General features: G+C 50.4%; 15 protein-coding genes. All 15 read left to right on the forward strand.

Annotation, left to right across the window (positions count from 1 at the left end; all coding sequences use genetic code 11):
* The first annotated feature begins 166 nt into the window (after positions 1-166).
* The 15 genes from ftsW (at position 167) to J0X21_RS07605 (ending at position 17,615) form a co-directional block, all read left to right on the forward strand.
* On the forward strand, positions 167-1,327 hold the full coding sequence (gene ftsW / locus J0X21_RS07535) for a putative lipid II flippase FtsW (RefSeq protein WP_206811582.1): 1,161 nt from the start codon (positions 167-169) through the stop codon (positions 1,325-1,327).
* 3 nt (positions 1,328-1,330) lie between these two features.
* Positions 1,331-1,924, forward strand: coding sequence for a hypothetical protein (locus J0X21_RS07540; RefSeq protein WP_206811583.1), 594 nt, complete (start codon positions 1,331-1,333; stop codon positions 1,922-1,924).
* A gap of 40 nt (positions 1,925-1,964) precedes the next feature.
* A complete protein-coding gene (locus J0X21_RS07545; protein WP_206811584.1) occupies positions 1,965-3,293 on the forward strand; it encodes a DUF512 domain-containing protein in 1,329 nt (442 codons plus the stop codon).
* On the forward strand, positions 3,290-4,630 hold the full coding sequence (der, locus tag J0X21_RS07550) for a ribosome biogenesis GTPase Der (protein ID WP_206811585.1): 1,341 nt from the start codon (positions 3,290-3,292) through the stop codon (positions 4,628-4,630). The genes J0X21_RS07545 and der overlap by 4 nt, the downstream gene beginning before the upstream one ends.
* Positions 4,630-5,220: a glycerol-3-phosphate 1-O-acyltransferase PlsY gene (gene plsY, locus J0X21_RS07555; protein WP_206811586.1), complete on the forward strand. Its 591-nt coding sequence runs from the start codon at positions 4,630-4,632 to the stop codon at positions 5,218-5,220. The genes der and plsY overlap by 1 nt, the downstream gene beginning before the upstream one ends.
* A 12-nt stretch (positions 5,221-5,232) precedes the next feature.
* Positions 5,233-6,252 carry an NAD(P)H-dependent glycerol-3-phosphate dehydrogenase gene (locus J0X21_RS07560; protein ID WP_206811587.1) on the forward strand — a complete coding sequence of 340 codons (1,020 nt, stop codon included), beginning with the start codon at positions 5,233-5,235 and terminating at the stop codon, positions 6,250-6,252.
* 373 nt (positions 6,253-6,625) lie between these two features.
* Positions 6,626-8,110 carry a stage IV sporulation protein A gene (gene spoIVA / locus J0X21_RS07565; protein ID WP_206811588.1) on the forward strand — a complete coding sequence of 495 codons (1,485 nt, stop codon included), beginning with the start codon at positions 6,626-6,628 and terminating at the stop codon, positions 8,108-8,110.
* A gap of 224 nt (positions 8,111-8,334) precedes the next feature.
* Positions 8,335-9,024, forward strand: a complete 690-nt coding sequence (locus J0X21_RS07570; protein WP_206811589.1) for a response regulator transcription factor — start codon at positions 8,335-8,337, stop codon at positions 9,022-9,024.
* Positions 9,021-10,553 (forward strand): HAMP domain-containing sensor histidine kinase, encoded by a 1,533-nt coding sequence (locus J0X21_RS07575; RefSeq protein ID WP_328812506.1) that lies wholly within the window; start codon positions 9,021-9,023, stop codon positions 10,551-10,553. The genes J0X21_RS07570 and J0X21_RS07575 overlap by 4 nt, the downstream gene beginning before the upstream one ends.
* A 23-nt stretch (positions 10,554-10,576) precedes the next feature.
* On the forward strand, positions 10,577-12,196 hold the full coding sequence (locus tag J0X21_RS07580) for an efflux RND transporter periplasmic adaptor subunit (protein WP_206811590.1): 1,620 nt from the start codon (positions 10,577-10,579) through the stop codon (positions 12,194-12,196).
* 199 nt (positions 12,197-12,395) lie between these two features.
* The gene (locus J0X21_RS07585; RefSeq protein WP_206811591.1) at positions 12,396-13,124 is read left to right on the forward strand and encodes an ABC transporter ATP-binding protein; all 729 of its coding nucleotides are present in this window, start codon (positions 12,396-12,398) and stop codon (positions 13,122-13,124) included.
* Entirely contained in the window at positions 13,121-14,341 is a 1,221-nt protein-coding gene (locus J0X21_RS07590; protein ID WP_206811592.1) for an ABC transporter permease, read from the forward strand. Before J0X21_RS07585 ends, J0X21_RS07590 begins: the two co-directional genes overlap by 4 nt.
* Positions 14,342-14,360: 19 nt before the next feature.
* Positions 14,361-15,956 carry a cell wall-binding repeat-containing protein gene (locus J0X21_RS07595; protein WP_328812509.1) on the forward strand — a complete coding sequence of 532 codons (1,596 nt, stop codon included), beginning with the start codon at positions 14,361-14,363 and terminating at the stop codon, positions 15,954-15,956.
* A 123-nt stretch (positions 15,957-16,079) separates the two neighbouring features.
* A complete protein-coding gene (locus J0X21_RS07600; protein WP_206811594.1) occupies positions 16,080-17,066 on the forward strand; it encodes an arsenic resistance protein in 987 nt (328 codons plus the stop codon).
* Positions 17,067-17,168: 102 nt separating this feature from the next.
* Positions 17,169-17,615, forward strand: coding sequence for an ACT domain-containing protein (locus J0X21_RS07605; protein ID WP_206811595.1), 447 nt, complete (start codon positions 17,169-17,171; stop codon positions 17,613-17,615).
* Positions 17,616-17,642: the final 27 nt, after the last annotated feature.

The following is a 17,642-nucleotide window of genomic DNA, read 5'->3' on the forward strand; positions in this document are numbered from 1 at the left end:
GAGCAGAAGGAAGCTCTTGCGCTGACATTTTGATGAAATGGGTGACTTCTTACTCAAGGAGTAGGAAGTCATTTTCCGTTCCGACAAATTCGCAAATGAAATCGAAAAAAGAAGCTTCAGTGAATTTCCCTGTAAATGGAACATTTGCAGTAAAGGGCTGGGGAACATGCGGAAAGTGGGACCCATAGATTTTAAGCTTTTATTTTTTGCCGTGGCTATTTTAATCTACGGATTAATCATGGTATTAAGCTCAGGCGCGGTTCAGGGATATAATGCCACCAACACGCCCTACTTCTATTTTTTGCAGCAGCTGAAATGGGCTATCCTTGGAGTCGCAGGAGCATTAATTGCGCTCTTGGTGCCGTATAAGTTTTGGCGCCGGTTCGCGGGAATTGGGATAATCCTTAGCTTTATTCTGCTTTTCGCGGTTCTTTTCAGTGAAGCGTCCGTAACCTTAAAAGGGTCGGCCCGCTGGTTAAAAATCGGAGAATTTTTTAGCTTTCAACCTTCGGAAATTGCCAAACTGGCCTTAGTACTCTTTTATGCCCATATTCTTGACCGTTACCCGGTACGCCACTTGAAGGATCTGGCTTTGCCGCTGGGCGTGCTTCTGCCGTTGTTGGCCTTAGTTTATAAACAGCCGGATTTGGGCACCACCATGGTTTTGCTGTTGACGGCCGCGGCGATGTTATTGCGAACAGAACTGCCGCTTAAATATTTTTTCATGGCTGTCCCTGTCTTCGGTCTTCCCTTGTTCTATCTTGTTCGTCATATGGAATACCAGTGGACAAGGATACTCGTCTGGTTAAACCCCTGGGCTTATGCTTCGGACGATGGGTATCAAATCATTAATGCCCAGATTGCTTTCGGCTCGGGCGGGCTTTTTGGGGTCGGTCTGGGTCAGAGCAGGCAGAAGTATGGATTCCTGCCGGAGAATTTTACAGATATGATCTTTGCCATTATCGGAGAAGAGCTCGGATTATGGGGGACATTGCTTCTGATGGGATTGTTCATCGGCTTGTTCGTTCGCGGGTACAAGACGGCAAGAGAATGCCCGGACCGTTTTACGCAGTTATTTGCTTTTGGGCTCACGTCTACCTTAGCGATTCAGACCGCAATCAACCTGGCTGTGGTAACCGGGGTTTTTCCGGTAACGGGTATTACCTTGCCTTTAATCTCATACGGGGGGAGTTCCCTGTTTGTGACCATGGTGGAAATCGGACTATTGCTTAATTTGTCGCGTTGGCGCAAAGCCGGGGTGGATTCCGGTCTAAAGTCGGCGAAGCGGGGAATACTAGGGAGAGCCAAAGAAACCCTGGGAGGGTAATGGATGTTACCTTACGGTGAGTGGATTCTCTTTTCTCTCGCTTTTGGATTTTGGGCTGAGAAAATACCCGGGCAACGCCTGTTAATGTTCCTGGCGGCGGGCTGGCTGGGAGGCAGGGCCATGGAAGTATTTTTTACTCCATATGCCCCTTGGAATTGGCACTATGCCCGTCTGGCAGTGATCTTTCTTTTTTGGATCATTGCCTGGCGTCAGGCCAAACGGCGCGTGCTTCCGCTATTTTTGGTCGTGGTCGCCCTGATTAGCCAGGATCTCTTTATCGTAAATGAACCGGGTATCTTTTTTGCTGACCAGTGGCTTTTTGCTGGAGTGTTCGTGTTGGCCGCTTTGATTAGCACGCATGGATATTGGGATTTGGCAGCCGCGATTAGCGGCGGTTTATTGCTAAACCAGGTGATTTTCGTTTTTCTATTTGATGGGGTCTTGAGGTTGGCTGAGCTTCCGAATGATTTTACCTGGAATTTCTGGGTGGTCTTTTTTGCGCTGGGGGGGTTAGTCAGGGCCTGGAAACAGGCTCGGGCAGCTCTGCCTGCTCAGGAGTCAGGAGTCAGGAGTCAGGAGTCAGGAGTCAGGAGTTAAACCTGAGCAAAGGTTTCAGAAATAGTTTGGAGGGTGTCTTTTGGCGAAGGGGCTTGTGGTTGCCCGGGTGGAAGCGGGTGGAATTGCCGAAGAAATGGAAATTGCGCCTGGGGATAAAGTGCTGGCGGTAAGCGGCCAGGAACTTCGGGATATTATTGATTTTCAGTTCTTGACGGCAGATGAAGAGTTTACTATGCTGATCGAAAAGCCGGATGGAGAGGTATGGGAGATCGAGATCGAAAAAGACCCGGGAGAGTTTTTAGGGTTAGAGGTAGAAAAAGTCAGTGCAGGGGGTCTCAAATACTGCACCAACAACTGTGTATTCTGTTTTGTGGCGCAAATGCCTAAAGGAATGAGGCCCTCCCTATATGATAAAGATGATGATTACCGGCTTTCCTTAAGCCAAGGGAGCTTTGTGACGCTTTCCAATCTGTCCGAGGCGGAGTTTCAAAGAATCCTGGATCTGCACTTAAGCCCTTTGTACATCTCTGTGCATGCCTGGAATCCTGAGGCCAGAGTCAGGCTGATGACCAATCAACGGGCCGGGGATGTGCCCACCCAGATCCGGCGGCTGGCTGAAGCCGGCATTCTGATGCACACGCAGATTGTCTTGGTTCCCGGGTATAATGACGGGGAGGTGCTGCGTGACACCGTAACGCACCTGGGCAGCTTTTATCCCCAGGTTCAGTCGATTGCGGTGGTCCCGGTCGGACTGACAAAGTACCGGGAACGTCTCACTCCTTTGCGCCCGTTTACCGGCGCGGAGGCGCGTACCCTCCTTAAAGAGGGACACATGTGGCAGGATAGCTTTGCCCGTGAAACCGGACGCCGTCTGGTCTATTTTGCCGATGAGTTCTATGTCCTGGCCGGAGAGGAACTCCCGAAGGCTGAAGACTATGACGGCTTTCCCCAATTGGAAAACGGGGTGGGCATGGGAGCGAAGTTCCTGGCGGAGCTTGCCGAGGGCTGGGACCAGCTGCCGGCGGAAATTCCACCGCGCATGCTCCATCTTGTGACCGGTACGTCGGCTGCAAGCTTTTTCCATGAGCTTAAGCACAAGCTTGAAGCCAGGGTTCAAGGACTATCCCTTATTATCCACTCCATCCGCAATGATTTCTTCGGCAGCACGGTTACGGTCGCGGGACTTTTGACCGCTCAGGACATCGCTGCCCAGATCGAGGATCTTAAAGGGCAAGAATTTTTACTTCCAGAGATTATGCTGAAGCGGGATGAGGATATTTTCCTTGATGACCGCAGCGTGGGGTGGCTCGAGCAGAAGATCAACGGCCAAGCCGTCATTGTTGAAAATCATGGGCTCAGATTCTTGGAAGCACTGATTAGATCGAATACGGGGGGTGTAAAACATTGAGTAAACCGGTCGTAGCCATCGTTGGCCGGCCAAATGTCGGCAAATCCACGCTTTTTAACCGGATTGCCGGGGGCATGGTCGCGATCGTTGAGAATAAACCCGGAGTCACCCGCGACCGGCTCTACCGTGAGTCGGAGTGGCTGGGGCGCAAATTTACCTTAATTGATACCGGGGGGATTGAGTTTAAAGAAGAGACCACCCCGATATCCGCGCAAATCCGGCGGCAGGCTGAATTAGCCATAGAGGAAGCAGATGTTATAATTTTTTTGGTCGATGCCAAGGCCACTCTTACTCCGGATGATGAGATGATTGCCCGGACTTTGCGCCGTTCCGGTAAACCGGTGCTGCTGGCTGCCAATAAAGTCGAGAATTTTGCCAAGGCTGAAGCCGAGGGAGAATTATATGAGTTCTTGCAGCTTGGCCTGGGGGAACCGATCCCGATTTCAGCTGTCCACGGGATGAATACCGGGGATTTACTAGACGCGGTCGTCTCCCGCTTCCCGGAAGAAGATGAAGAGGAGTACGCTCCGGATGTTATCCGGATTGCGGTTATCGGCCGGCCCAATGTCGGGAAGTCCTCCTTGGTCAATAAACTGATCGGCGAGGAACGGGTCATAGTAAGCAATATTCCGGGCACTACCCGGGATGCCATTGACACTCCCTTTACCTATGAAGGCAAAAGCTACGTGCTGATCGATACTGCAGGCATGAGGCGCAAAGGGCGGATCGAGGAAGTGACGGAGTATTACAGCGTGGTGCGTTCCCTTAGGGCAGTGGACCGCTCGGATGTGATTCTGATGCTGATCGACGCCCAGGAGGGGGTTACGGAACAGGACAAGAAAATTGCCGGATATGCGCATGAAGCCGGGAAAGGGATTGTCTTAATCGTTAATAAATGGGATATTGTTGAAAAAGATGAAAAGACCATGAATAAGTTCGAGCGGCAAATCCGGGAAGAACTCGGGTTTATGCAATATGCTCCTACTCTTTTCATCTCTGCCAAAACAGGGCAGCGGGTTAACAAAATTATTGAGCTGGTGGATTTTGTGGCCGAGCAGAATTCCACCCGGGTGGCCACGTCCACTTTAAACGGCCTGGTACGGGAGTGGGTGCACTTAAATCCGCCCCCTACGGATAAAGGCCAGCGCTTGAAAATCCTGTATCTGACTCAAGTGGGGGTAAAGCCGCCAACCTTTGTCTTCTTTGTGAATGATCCGGAACTGATGCATTTTTCTTACCGCAGGTATCTGGAAAACCAGCTGCGGCAAAGCTTCGGGTTTGAAGGGTCGCCCATTCGCATTGTGGTGCGCCAAAGAGATGAGGAGAGGGAGAAGTAATGGAGTACGCATTATTTGTGGTGGCGTATTTTCTGGGGGCGATTCCGTTTGCTTACCTGGCCGGGCGTTTAAAGGGAGTTGATGTGCGCAAGGCCGGCAGCGGCAATATCGGGACGACCAATGCTTTCCGCCTGTTAGGAGCCAAATTGGGAATAGGGGTACTCCTTGGCGATGCGCTTAAAGGTGCCTTGGCAGCCTGGCTGACGTATCAGGCTTTTGGCTCCTGGGGCGGAATTATCGGAGGCCTTTTGGCGATGACCGGACACAGCTGGAATCCTTTCTTTGGTTTTAAGCCAAGTGGAAAGGGTGTGGCTTCGGGTCTCGGAATTATTAGTGTCTTAATGCCAAAAATCACATTGTTAGCCGTAACGTTATTCATTTTAGTAGTAGCAATCACTCGTTATGTTTCCTTGGGATCGGTAGTCGGAGCACTGACGGTGGCGATTTCCGTTTTTGTGTTGCCGGAGCCCCTGGCCTACCGGACGTTTGGCCTGGTTGCAGCCCTGGTTGTGGTTATCAGGCACCGTACAAATTTTCAACGGATCCTTAAAGGGACAGAACATCGCTTTGGGAGTAAGAAAATTTCCTGAGGGGGTTAAGGGATGGCCAAGATTGCGGTCTATGGAGCCGGCAGCTGGGGGACGGCCCTGGCGGTGATGCTCTCAAAAGCCGGTCATGAGCTTACGCTCATTGGACGGAATCAGGAGCAAATCACCCAGATGCAAGAACGCCGGGAAAATACAAAATATTTACCGGGCGTGGAATTGCCGCCCGCACTCAAACTGACAACAGATGTGCAGGCTTTGGCGGCCGATCTCGTCATCTTTGCCGTGCCGTCGCACGGTGTGCGGGGAGCGGGGCGTTTAGCCAGGCCCTATGTCCGTGAAGGCAGTATTATTGTCAATACGGCTAAAGGGCTGGAGGAAGGTACGCACCTGCGCTTATCCCAAGTGCTGAGTCAGGAGCTTCCGGGGAACCGGGTAGCCGTTTTATCCGGACCGAGCCACGCGGAGGAAGTCGGGCGCGATATGCCGACAGCGGTGGTGGTTGCTTCGGATTTGGATACGGCCGCGAGTGTGCAGGACCTGGTCATGACTCCGAACTTCCGGGTATATACCAATCCTGATCTGATCGGGGTTGAGCTGGGGGGCGCCTTAAAAAATGTCATTGCCCTTTGTACAGGAATTGCGGACGGTCTGGGATTTGGAGACAATACCATGGCAGCCCTGATGACCCGGGGCTTGGCCGAAATCGCCCGCCTCGGGGTGGCTATGGGGGGGCATCCCCTGACTTTTGCTGGTTTGGCCGGCATCGGGGATCTGATCGTGACTTGCACCAGCATGCATAGCCGCAACCGCCGTGCCGGGGTTGCCCTGGGTCAGGGCAAGCCGCTGGCCCAGGTTTTGGAAGAGGTGGGTATGGTCGTGGAAGGAGTGCGCACCACTAAAGTGGCCTATGAACTGAGCCAGGATAAAGGCATTGCCATGCCAATCACGGAGCAGGCGTATAAGATCCTGAATGAAGGGGCTGACCTAAAGCAGGCGGTATCTGAACTCATGCTGCGCGGCAAGCGCCATGAGATGGAGGAAGTGGCAGCGCTTACGCTGAGTAAGACTAAGTAAAAGCTTATCCAGCTTAAATAGCCATAAACAATGGATCCAAGCAAGATTCCTTGCCGAACAATTCTTAGCAATGATTAAGGCAATAAGGTTTAAGAAACGGAAAGCCATGGTAAATCCTGGCTTTCTCTTTTTTACGAATATTTCGCTAAAACCGTGCGTAAATCTCAGAGAGTGAATACTTTTTTTAGGATTGTACAAAAGTTTCTTGCGCTTGCTTGGCATATTCCTCCAAGAAGATCAATATATTTATACTGCTTAATGTGCTAGTCCAGGCAGCCGATGATCATCAACCGATTAGGGGGTGGAAGGGAGATAAGGTGGGGACCCTTCCCCAATTGTGGGACAGCACTCAAAAGGGAGGGAATATAGTAAGATGGAAAAAGTGGACATTTTTAAAGATATCGCTGAACGCACCAATGGCGATATCTACCTCGGTGTCGTTGGGCCGGTCCGCACAGGGAAGTCCACCTTTATCAAACGTTTCATGGACCTCCTGGTTTTGCCCAATATTATGGACGTATTCGAGCGGGAGCGGGCGAAAGACGAGCTGCCGCAAAGCGGGGCAGGCCGGACGATCATGACCACCGAACCCAAATTCATTCCGTCGGAAGCGGTAGAAATTATCGTGAGAGACGCGATCCACATGAATGTGCGCCTGGTAGACTGCGTCGGCTATGCGGTAGAGGGAGCGCTCGGCTATACCGATGAGGATGGGGAAGAGCCACGGATGGTGAATACTCCTTGGAATGAGGAATCAATTCCATTCCAAGACGCGGCTGAGATTGGAACGCGCAAAGTAATTAATGATCATTCCACGATCGGAATCGTCATCACGACGGATGGCTCAGTTACGGAAATCGGGCGGGAAGCCTACCTGGATGCTGAAGAACGGGTGATTGCCGAACTAAAACAGCTCGGGAAACCCTATGTTGTAGTGCTTAACACAACCAGGCCCTATGCCGAACATACCCTGGAACTCTGCCGCTCCCTGGAGGAGAAATATGGAGTGCCGGTGCTTTCTGTTGATTGTCAGGAAATGACGACGGAAGATATTATGCAGATTCTGGAAGAGGTTCTCTATGAATTCCCAGTGGCCGAAGTAAATATTGAGCTGCCCAAGTGGGTTGAAGAATTAGACCAGAGCCACCCCGTGCGTGCCAGCTTTGAAGCGACCGTACGTCAGGCTGTGGAGGAGATTCAAAGGCTGAGGGATATCGACAGTGCTCTGGACGCTCTGGCTGAATGCCCTCATGCCCAAGACGTTGTGCTTAAGGAAATGAATCTCGGGACAGGGATCGCCAATATTGAAATGACAGCCATTGACGGCCTCTTTAAGAAAGTCTTGCAAGAACTTACGGGTGTCGATATTGACGGAGAACACAATCTGATGCGCATGGTGATAGACTACAGCAAAGCCAAGCGCGAGTGGGACAAAATCTCCTCAGCGATTGAGGAAGTTCAGACCAATGGCTACGGTGTAGTAACCCCACAACTGGAGGAAATGTTCCTGGATGAGCCTGAGCTGGTAAAACAAGGCGGCCATTATGGAATCAAGCTTAAAGCCAGCGCTCCCTCTCTGCACATCCTGCGTGCAGATGTGACCACGGAGATTACTCCTTTGATCGGTACGGAAAAACAGGCCGAAGAACTGGTGCGCTATATTCTGGATGAGTTTGAGAGCGATCCGAAGAAGGTTTGGGAATCCAATATTTTCGGCAAATCTCTCCACGACCTGGTGCGCGAAGGCATTCAGAATAAGCTCTACCGTATGCCGGAAAACGCCCAGCATAAGCTTCAGGATACCCTCCAGCGCATTGTAAACGACGGCAACGGCGGCTTGATCTGTATCATTATCTGAGGTATTGCTTTTAAGTAGAATTCAGTAGTCAGTAGTCAGGAGTCAGGAGTCAGTAGGAGATAAAAGAGTTGTCTAAATGAAAAAATTAGACGACTCTTTTCTTTTTCTCTAATAATTATTCTACTCCAATTTTTCTTCACAAAATCTTAAAAACTTCCTGAGAATGTTTACATATTTGGACGTTATAATAATGTTAATTGCTTGTATGAAAGTAGGTATCAGACATGGAACCTAAAATACTGTTGGTTGACGATGAACCGGAAATTCAGTCCCTAGTGCGCGATTATTTAGAACGTGAGGGTTTTCGCGTCTTAACGGCCTCCGGCGGATTGGAAGCAATGCACTTATTTGAAACGGATGCTCCGGACTTGATCGTTTTGGATTGGATGCTGCCGGACATGAGTGGATTGGAAATATGCAAAACATTGCGCAAGACCAGCTCGATCCCCATTATTATGTTGACGGCCAAGTCTGAAGAAGTGGACCGGGTGCTCGGGCTTGAGGTTGGGGCGGATGACTATATCGTAAAGCCCTTCAGTTTGCGCGAAATGCTGGCCCGTATCCGCAGTGCACTCCGCCGTTCCGGCATCGATAAAACAGATGTACCTCAGAATCTGGTGCGAGGGGAATTGAATATTGATCCTCTCAGCCACCGGGTTTGGAAAAGAGGTGAAGAAGTTCAGTTAACCCGCACGGAATTTAATATTTTGCAAGTGCTCGCAGCCCGTCCGGGTATTGCATACAGCCGGTTGCAGCTTCTGAGCCGGGCTATGGGGGAAGAGTATTTGAATTACGAACGCTCAATTGATACGCATATATCTAACCTGCGTAAAAAAATTGAGGACAACCCTGCCGAGCCTGTTTATATTCAGACGGTGTTCGGGGTTGGATATAGGTTTGGTGACGTGCGGTGACCTTAAAACGCAAGTTCTTAATTGCTTTAATCGGCATGGTTGTCTTTATGTCCTTGGTGTTCGCGGCCATTTCTTTGACGTCCGTGGAATTTCTCATGGGGCACGCCGTCACTTACGTGCAGCAAGGGTTTAATCAACAATGGAACAGCTGGCTTTCCTCTTATTATTCGGAACATCAAAGTTGGGACCATGTCCAAGATTATGTCCTGCGCCTTATGGAAGATTCCGACCGCCGGGAACTGGCGGTTGAGCGCAACAGCGACAGGCTTTATGTCTTCGATCTGGAGCATAAAATCGTGGCAAGTTCCCGGCCAAGTGAGGTAGGTAAAAGTCTCGCGGACTTGCCCCAAACGTCCAGACTTACTGGGCATTTGTCGGAAGTTAAGGTCGGAAACCAGACCGTGGGTTATTTTTGGCTGGATGACAAGCTGGTTGTGCGCCAGAGCCGGTTAGCCCGCTCAGTCGGACGTACGATCATCAATTCCATGATTGTGGGACTGGTTCTAACTACGATTTTGGCCTTAATTCTGGGTATTATTCTGACCAGCCGCTTCACAGAACCATTGCGTAATTTAACAGAGGCGGTCAAGAAAGTGGCTAAAGGAGACTTAAGTACGAGGCTTAAGGTAAAAGCGAAGGGCAAAGACGATATTGCCATGCTGAGTCATGCGTTTAATCAAATGACTGAACAGTTGGCCCGCAATGAGGAAGTAAGGCGCAACATGGTCGCTGATATTGCACATGAGCTGCGTACTCCGCTGGCGGTAATTTTCGGCAAGCTTGAATCTCTTCAGGACGGGGTATTGCCGATGAGCCCTGAAACCCTGCTCCCGATTCAGGATGAAACCATCAGATTAACCCGCTTGGTTCAGGACTTGCAACAGTTAAGCCTGGCTGAAGCGGGAAAATTGCCGCTTCACCTTGTTCAGGTGGATATTGCGAACATTTTAAGCCGGATCTTAGAACAGTTTGCCATTGAATTTGAGACCCGGCAGATTGAACAATCTTTTATTATCAATCCGGACCAAACTTATGCGGCAGAGGCTGATCCTGATCGCCTGACCCAGGTTTTTGTCAATCTCATCGGGAATGCATTGCTGCATACTCCCCCGGGAGGACGAATCAGTGTCAGTGTCAGTCAAGAATCTGATCTTACCTTGCCGGAGGCCAAATCAGGGACCGGTACGAATGTCAGGGACAAACTCGCCCGCCGCAGTGGTAATAAGAATCAGGAGCAAAGGAGCACTGACTCAGAGTTTTCTCTTCCAAAACCAGAAAACAGGGAATGGATAAAAGTCAGCATCCAAGATACAGGGGTTGGCATTCCGGAAGAAGAACTTACTCATATTTTTGACCGGTTTTACCGGGTCGACCGGGCACGGGGGCGGGAAACCGGCGGCACCGGGCTTGGCCTGGCCATAGCAAAGGAATTTGTGCAGGCTCACGGCGGCAGAATCGAAGTTGTAAGCAAGCTCGGAGAAGGTGCTTGTTTTACAGTATATCTACCTATAAAGACTAAGAAATCCTAGATCATAGAAGAGGAGATTGGGTCATGAAAAGAAAGTGGATAATCTTGGGCGTTGCTGCCGTCGTGATTGTGGGTGGCGGTTTCTGGGGCTACAGTAAGCTCACCGCCAAACCGGCTGCGGCTTCCGCCATCACAGGGAATGCCCGCATCGGTGATGTGCAGAAAGTAATTACTGCCACAGGTAGTGTGAAGTATCCGGAGTTAATCCCTTTGACATTCCAACAAGGGGGTAAATTGGTGGTACTGAATGCCAAAGTAGGAGACAAAGTGACCCAAGGGCAAGTTTTGGCGCAGTTGGAAACGGACAGTCTGCAGTTAAATGTCAATCAGGCCCGGGCCAATCTGGCAATCGCACAGGCTAAATTAAAACAAACCCTGGGTTCGGCTGACTCTTCGGTCTATTCCACTTTGGCCACAGCTCAGCAGAATTTGAGCCAAGCGACCCAGAATCTCGCTACAGCCAGACAGAATGCTGATCCCGGTATCTTAAACAATAATGTCAGTATGGCTAAACAAAATCTTACTCAGGCCGGAAATGACCTCGCAGCTGCCCAACAGGCGGGAGATGCCGCCCAGATTCAAGGGGCTCAGGGCAAGCTTGCACAGGCCCAGCAGAACTTAACCATTGCGGAAAGCGAACTAAACGGGGGAGCGGCTCAGGCTTTGGCTGCCGCCGAGGCTCAGTATACCGCAGCCCAGGCTAAGCTTAGGGAAGCTCAGGAACAGGTAACCCAGTATGAACAGGGCCAACCGTCTGCCGATGTCTTGTCGGCCCAGGCCAGTGTGGCCCAGGCTGAAAGCAGTTTGGCCACGGCCCAGACCAATCTGGACAATGCGATCATTAAGGCGCCTGCCGATGGCGTGATAACCTCTGTCAGCGTGGAAAACAATCAAAACGTTGATAATAAAACAGCAATCATGACTTTGGCTGCAGACTCCGGGAATTTCCAAGTGGATACGGTGATCGATCAGGCTGACATCGCCCAGATACAGAACGGCCAAAAGGCTGACATTACCCTTGACACCGCTCCCAACGTGCATATCAGCGGTACCGTGACTTCAGTGGATTTGCAAGGCACGACTACGCAAAATGTCACAACCTATAAGGCGGAGATTCAGCTTGATCAATCTTCTGATCTTCTACGGGCGGGCATGAATGTCAATGTCGGGATTGTCCTGGCCGAAGCGAAAAATGTGCTCACCATTCCCAGCGAAGCGGTGAGAAGAATAGGCGAGCGCACGATGGTCTTAGTTCCGGGTGCAGCGCCCAACGGAGCGGGTGCAGGGGGTGCGGGAGTGCCAAGCAGCGGTGGAAATGCCAATAGGCGAGGCGGCCAAGCTTCCGGAACTCAAGACCAACAAGGCCAACAAGGCCAACAAAGAAATACAGGAGCTCAATCTGGGGCATGGTCTGGAGCGGCCGCCATCCCGGCCGGAATTGAAGCTCATCTAGTTCCGGTTGAGATTGGGTTGGACGATGGCACCAATGCCGAAGTGAAAAGCGGTTTGACTGACGGTCAAGAAATCATTGTCGGAGTGCGTTCTACCAGTACTACAAACACCAGCCGACCGGCTTCAGGGCTTCCGGGAACAGGAGGCGGCGGACAGAACAGTTTGGGACAGTTTAACCGTGCCCTTCGCTAACGGGGATAAAGGAAACTTACTTCAGATGGGGTTTTAACCCCCGATAGTTCCGGTGGAACTATCGCACTTGTTCCTGAAGTTTAGTTGAACTTATCCAGGGGCTTATCGCCACTTATCTCCCACTTTAAGAGTGGGAGTCTTAGTGGCGGTTAGCCATCGGATAAACTGCTCTGGGTTTGAGGCGGAAGGGGGAGGGAATTTGATCAGGCTTCATGGGATTAAAAAGATTTATGCAACGGGTGAGATTGAGGTTGCGGCATTGCGCGGGGTAGATCTTGAAGTAGGAGCAGGAGAGTTTGTCTCGATTATGGGCCCTTCCGGTTCCGGGAAATCCACGATGATGAACATTCTCGGCTGCTTGGATACTCCCAGTGAGGGCGAGTATATGTTGGACGGGGTGAATGTGGCCAGGGCTACAGGCAATGAATTAGCAGTGATTCGCAACCGCAAGATTGGTTTTGTGTTTCAGGGGTTTAATTTATTGCCCCGGACAACTGCTTTGGAAAATGTGGAGCTGCCGCTCTTATATGCCGGGGTCGGAGGCAAGGAGAGAAAAGAGCGCGCTTTGGAGGCCCTCAAAGCCGTAGGCCTTGGGGAAAGAGTGCACCATAAGCCCAAAGAACTTTCCGGTGGGCAGCAGCAGCGGGTAGCCATTGCCCGGGCTTTGGTGACCAAGCCGGCCATTATTCTGGCTGATGAACCGACCGGCAACTTGGACACTCACTCCAGCGAGGACGTGATGGCCATTTTTCAGGATCTTCATGCCAGCGGCAACACCATTTTAATTGTTACGCATGAACCGGATATTGCAGAATACACTAGGCGGATTGTGCGCTTCCGGGACGGAGAAATCGTCGGAGATGAGCAAGTCGCAAATCCGCGGCGGGCCCTGTCTCAGGAACGTGAAGAGAGAGGGGCGGTATCGTGAATTTTCTCGAATCTGTACGCGTGTCCTTAAGGGCACTGCTAGCCAATAAACTGCGCTCCATCCTGACCATGCTGGGAATTATTATCGGTGTCAGTGCGGTTATCGCCATGGTTGGCATCGCCAACGGGGCAACTGCCCAAATCACATCCCAGATCCAGGGTTTGGGATCTAATCTCCTGATTGTTTCCCCGGGTCAGGCTAACAGCGGGGGAGTAAGGGGAGGAACCGGGAGCGCCAATACTTTGACGATGAACGATCTTCCCAAAATCGAAGCGGCGGGTTCGGCGGTGAAGGCGGTCGCGCCTTCGGCAGGACGGAATGCGCAGGTAGTATACGGTGCGGGCAACACTTCAACGACTGTGACCGGGACAACCTCTGAGTATGCCGTAATTCGCAGCGTCAGTATGGAACGGGGGAGATTCTTAACTCAAGCGGATGTCGATCAGTACTCCAGGGTGGCTGTGGTCGGCCCCACCGTCGTCCAAAATCTCATGGGCTCGGCTGATGCCGATATTGTGGGCAAAATTATCAAACTGAACAATGTGCCTTTTCAAGTGATAGGGGTCACGGCCAGCCAGGGATCCTCCGGCTTTCAGAACAATGATGATATGATTTTTGTCCCGATCACAACCGCACAAGCGCGTCTGATCGGAAATAAGTATGTGCGCCAGTTTTTTATTGAGGCATCGTCTGCCGACATGATGCAGACTGCCCAAGATGAAGTCACGATAGCTTTAAGGCAGGCACACAAGATTCAGGCCGGGCAGCCTGATGATTTCTCCATCATGAACCAGGCCGAGGTTCTGCAGACAATGCAGGGGGTGACCCAGACCATGACCATGCTCTTAGGCGGGATTGCGGCCATTTCCCTGCTGGTTGGCGGAATCGGGATTATGAACATTATGCTGGTGTCGGTAACCGAACGCACGCGGGAAATAGGAATCCGCAAAGCTATCGGGGCCAAAGGCCGTGATATTCTGATGCAGTTTCTGATTGAAGCAGTCATTTTAAGCGTACTGGGAGGTGGAATAGGGATCATATTTGGCTGGAGCGGCTCCAAGTTGATCGGAAGGATGCTAAATATGACGGCAAGTATCTCCGTATTTTCAGTGCTGATGGCCTTTGCCTTTTCGGCAGGAATTGGGATCGTGTTCGGGGTGTTTCCGGCCAGGAAAGCCGCCGGCATGGATCCGATCGATGCCTTGCGGTATGAGTAAGAAAGAGAGGAGATTCCCTGTGAATTATAAGAAAAAAAGACTAGTAACTGTGTTCATTTCTGCAATAATTTTTGGGTTGCTGCTAAGTCCTCAATTGGCCTTGGCAGCAACTGATCCGGTTCCCATACTAAATTACCTTGTCTTTCAATCTGATTCCGACCGGACATTGATCGTAGGGGATGCAAATAACACCATTCATCTTATTTTATACGATGACAGTAATAACCTTTTTTCTGGAAGTGTCACCGCCTATATTTCAGATACGGACGGCAAGATAACCTATTATTCAATCAGCGGTTCGAGCGGCAATTACACCATTTCCAATGTGATCTTAGATGAGATCGGAGATTACAGCCTGGTCATTTCGGACAGGAACGGCGGGTATGCCAGCGGGACGATTACGGTAGTTAACGCAGTGGCCTCTGCGACCGGCTCTCTGATTCAAAACTCTAAGCAAACGGTCACGGTCAAGCTGACTGATCCCGATGGGAATCCACTTGGGCGCAAGCCGGTGACGGTTGACGGAACAGAAGTGGGAGCCAATTCCGCCCAATATAATACATCGTACGATGGCACGTTTAGTTTTGCGATGACCCCCACGAAAATGGGGAATGTGAACATACTATACGGTGGGCATGTGGTGTTAAGTTTATCTGTGGAACCTGCCTATAAGAGCGGCGGCCGCATTGTCAGCAGTACCGCGGACAATGCAGGGATGTCGGCGGAGATCGCGCGTAAAGGCTGGACCGGCGCCAATACAGTGATCCTCACCCGGGATGATCTGGTTGCAGATTCCATGGTGGCAGTGCCGCTCTCCAAGAAGTTTGATGCACCTATTCTCATGACCCCGTCCGGATCGTTAGACTCCAGAGTAGCGGATGAGATCAGCACACTTGGTGCCCGTACGGTCTTGATGATCGGCGGGACAGGGGCTGTGAGCGAGGATGTGGAGAAAAGCCTGACGGACCGGGGGCTTAGAGTGATTCGGATCGCCGGTCTTGATCGCGTAGAGACGTCAGTTCAGGTATCTTCCTGGGTCGGTTCCCAAGGGACGGTCTTCCTTGCCAACGCTTATGCTGAACCGGATGCCTTGGCTGCCAGCGCGTTCGCAGCCGCCAAGGGAATTTCGATTTTACTCACTGACGGAGATGTTTTGTCCCCATCGGTTCGGGATCGGCTGACTGCGATGAATGCTCGGGAAGTGGTTATTCTTGGCGGAACCGGGGTTGTCAGCCAGAATGTTGAGAATACTCTTCGTCAGTCTTACTCAGTTAAGCGGCTGGGGGGATATGACCGCTACGAAACTGAACAGCTCATTTTCCAAGAGTATTTTAATACCAAATCACCTCAGAGTCCGCTTTATTTTACTTCCGCCTTGGTGAGTGCTTCAGATGTCGGCGGCGGCAAACCGATTGCAGACGCCTTGCCGGCTGCAGCCCTGGCTGCGAAAACCGGGGGCTTTATGGTTGCGCTTCCTCCCAAGAACCTTCCTTCTCCCCTCAGTACGTTTTTGCTCTACAATAAAGGGTATATCTCTACCTCAACGATTGTCGGAAATAGTGGGGCTATCAGCACTGACCTCGAACAACAATTAAACATCCTGCTTAGTCATTAAGATATTGTTGAGTTTTTCCCCCTTGCATCTCTCGTATTGAATGATATAATTTGGGCATAGATATACCCATACTAGGTAAGGGGTATATAGAATAAAGGAAAATGACAAAGGGGGAAAGCCAAAATGCCCATACTAAAGTTCGTGAGCAAAAACCTGACTAAACTAATATTCACAGTCATGATCTTGGGAGTAGCCAACAGTTACTTCCTGGGAGGGATTCCTTTTAACATTGTAATTTGCGCCTCGGCTTCATTTTTAATGATTTACCCGATGTTTATCAACTTAAAGATTGGGGATGTGGTCGAAATCAAGAATTACAAAAAGCCGGTTATTACAAGTCTTATAATTAATTTTATCCTATCCCCGGTTTATGCCTATCTATTAGGCAAGATTTTTCTGGCTAATGAACCATACATGGCTCTAGGACTAATCCTCATTTCTCTGATCCCTACCAGCGGGATGACGGCTACCTGGACAGAACTAGCCAAAGGAAACCTGAAAGTTGCCTTGTCCATTATCGCCACCAGTTTAATCGTGATCATTGTCGCTTTGCCGTTTATGCTTCCGATTCTGGCCGGGGGGCTACTCAGCGCCGGGCCGCTCTTTATCCTCATGAGAGTGCTCTTTGTGATCGCGATTCCTCTGGTATTGGGAGATATCACCAGGCGCGCTATCATCAAGCGCAAGGGTCAGCCGTATTACAAAGGCCTTAAACCTATGTTTTCGGGGCTTAGCTCGACCGGACTTCTGTTCGTTCTTTTCTTGATTATGTCTTTAGACACAAATAAAATGCTCGTATCCAATCCGTTGCTTGTGGTTAAAGGGATCATTCCTTTGCTTTTCTACTACGTTCTGATGTTTGGCACAAGTACTTTGCTTAGCAGAGGAATGGATTACCCGGTCGGAATTGCCGTTGTTTACGGAACGTCTGTCCGTTATCTTGCCCTGGCTTTAGGGATTGCGGTACCACTCTTGGGCAGCGGTCAGGAAGGGAGCATGGTAGTGTTCCTGGTAGCCCTTGCCTTCTTCGTTCAAGTTCCGTTTTCTTCTCTTTATTCGAAATTTATTGTGGCCCGCCGCGACCAGGTGGTCAGTCCGAAGACAGTTTAGAGAGGTAATAAGGAATGGATATGGAATTGCGAAGGAGTGTTTGATTGTTTATAATACCTATTAGCTTAAACTTTGAGGTTTTATTAAGTAGGAGCGAATGGCGTGACAATTCCGCGGAAAGATTTCTTAATTGTCAGTAAGGACATTTTGCCCGAGGCTATTCTGAAAACCGCCCGGGCTAAAGAACTTCTGGCCAAAGGAGATGTAGCCACAGTTAATGATGCGGTGGAAAGTGTGGGACTGAGCCGCAGCGCTTACTACAAATATAAAGATGGGGTTTTTCCGTTTTACGAAGCCAGCCGGGAAAAAATCGTCACAATCTCTCTGATCCTTGAGAACAGGGCTGGAATTTTGTCTTATGTCCTTAATTTCATTGCCTCTATCAAGGGAAACATCCTGACGATTAATCAGGGAATCCCCCTGCAAGGGATTGCCTATGTTTCCATTTCAATTGAAACTGCGGGTATGGCTGACACCCCGGAAAACCTTTTATCAGGGCTTAGCGCCCTTGATGGCGTGCGCAAAATTGAAGTAGTGGGGCAAAGTTAGAAAGGGTAAATCTGTAGCTCAAAAACT

Origin of the sequence: Paradesulfitobacterium ferrireducens, from assembly GCF_017310645.1 — a bacterium.
Taxonomy (GTDB): domain Bacteria; phylum Bacillota; class Desulfitobacteriia; order Desulfitobacteriales; family Desulfitobacteriaceae; genus Paradesulfitobacterium; species Paradesulfitobacterium ferrireducens.

Coding starts and splice junctions, on each gene's coding strand:
- J0X21_RS07570 (WP_206811589.1), top strand. CDS start 8,335: ATGGAACCTAAAATACTGTTGGTTGACGATGAACCGGAAATTCAGTCC.
- spoIVA (WP_206811588.1), top strand. CDS start 6,626: ATGGAAAAAGTGGACATTTTTAAAGATATCGCTGAACGCACCAATGGC.
- ftsW (WP_206811582.1), top strand. CDS start 167: ATGCGGAAAGTGGGACCCATAGATTTTAAGCTTTTATTTTTTGCCGTG.
- plsY (WP_206811586.1), top strand. CDS start 4,630: ATGGAGTACGCATTATTTGTGGTGGCGTATTTTCTGGGGGCGATTCCG.
- J0X21_RS07600 (WP_206811594.1), top strand. CDS start 16,080: ATGCCCATACTAAAGTTCGTGAGCAAAAACCTGACTAAACTAATATTC.
- J0X21_RS07580 (WP_206811590.1), top strand. CDS start 10,577: ATGAAAAGAAAGTGGATAATCTTGGGCGTTGCTGCCGTCGTGATTGTG.
- J0X21_RS07540 (WP_206811583.1), top strand. CDS start 1,331: ATGTTACCTTACGGTGAGTGGATTCTCTTTTCTCTCGCTTTTGGATTT.
- J0X21_RS07560 (WP_206811587.1), top strand. CDS start 5,233: ATGGCCAAGATTGCGGTCTATGGAGCCGGCAGCTGGGGGACGGCCCTG.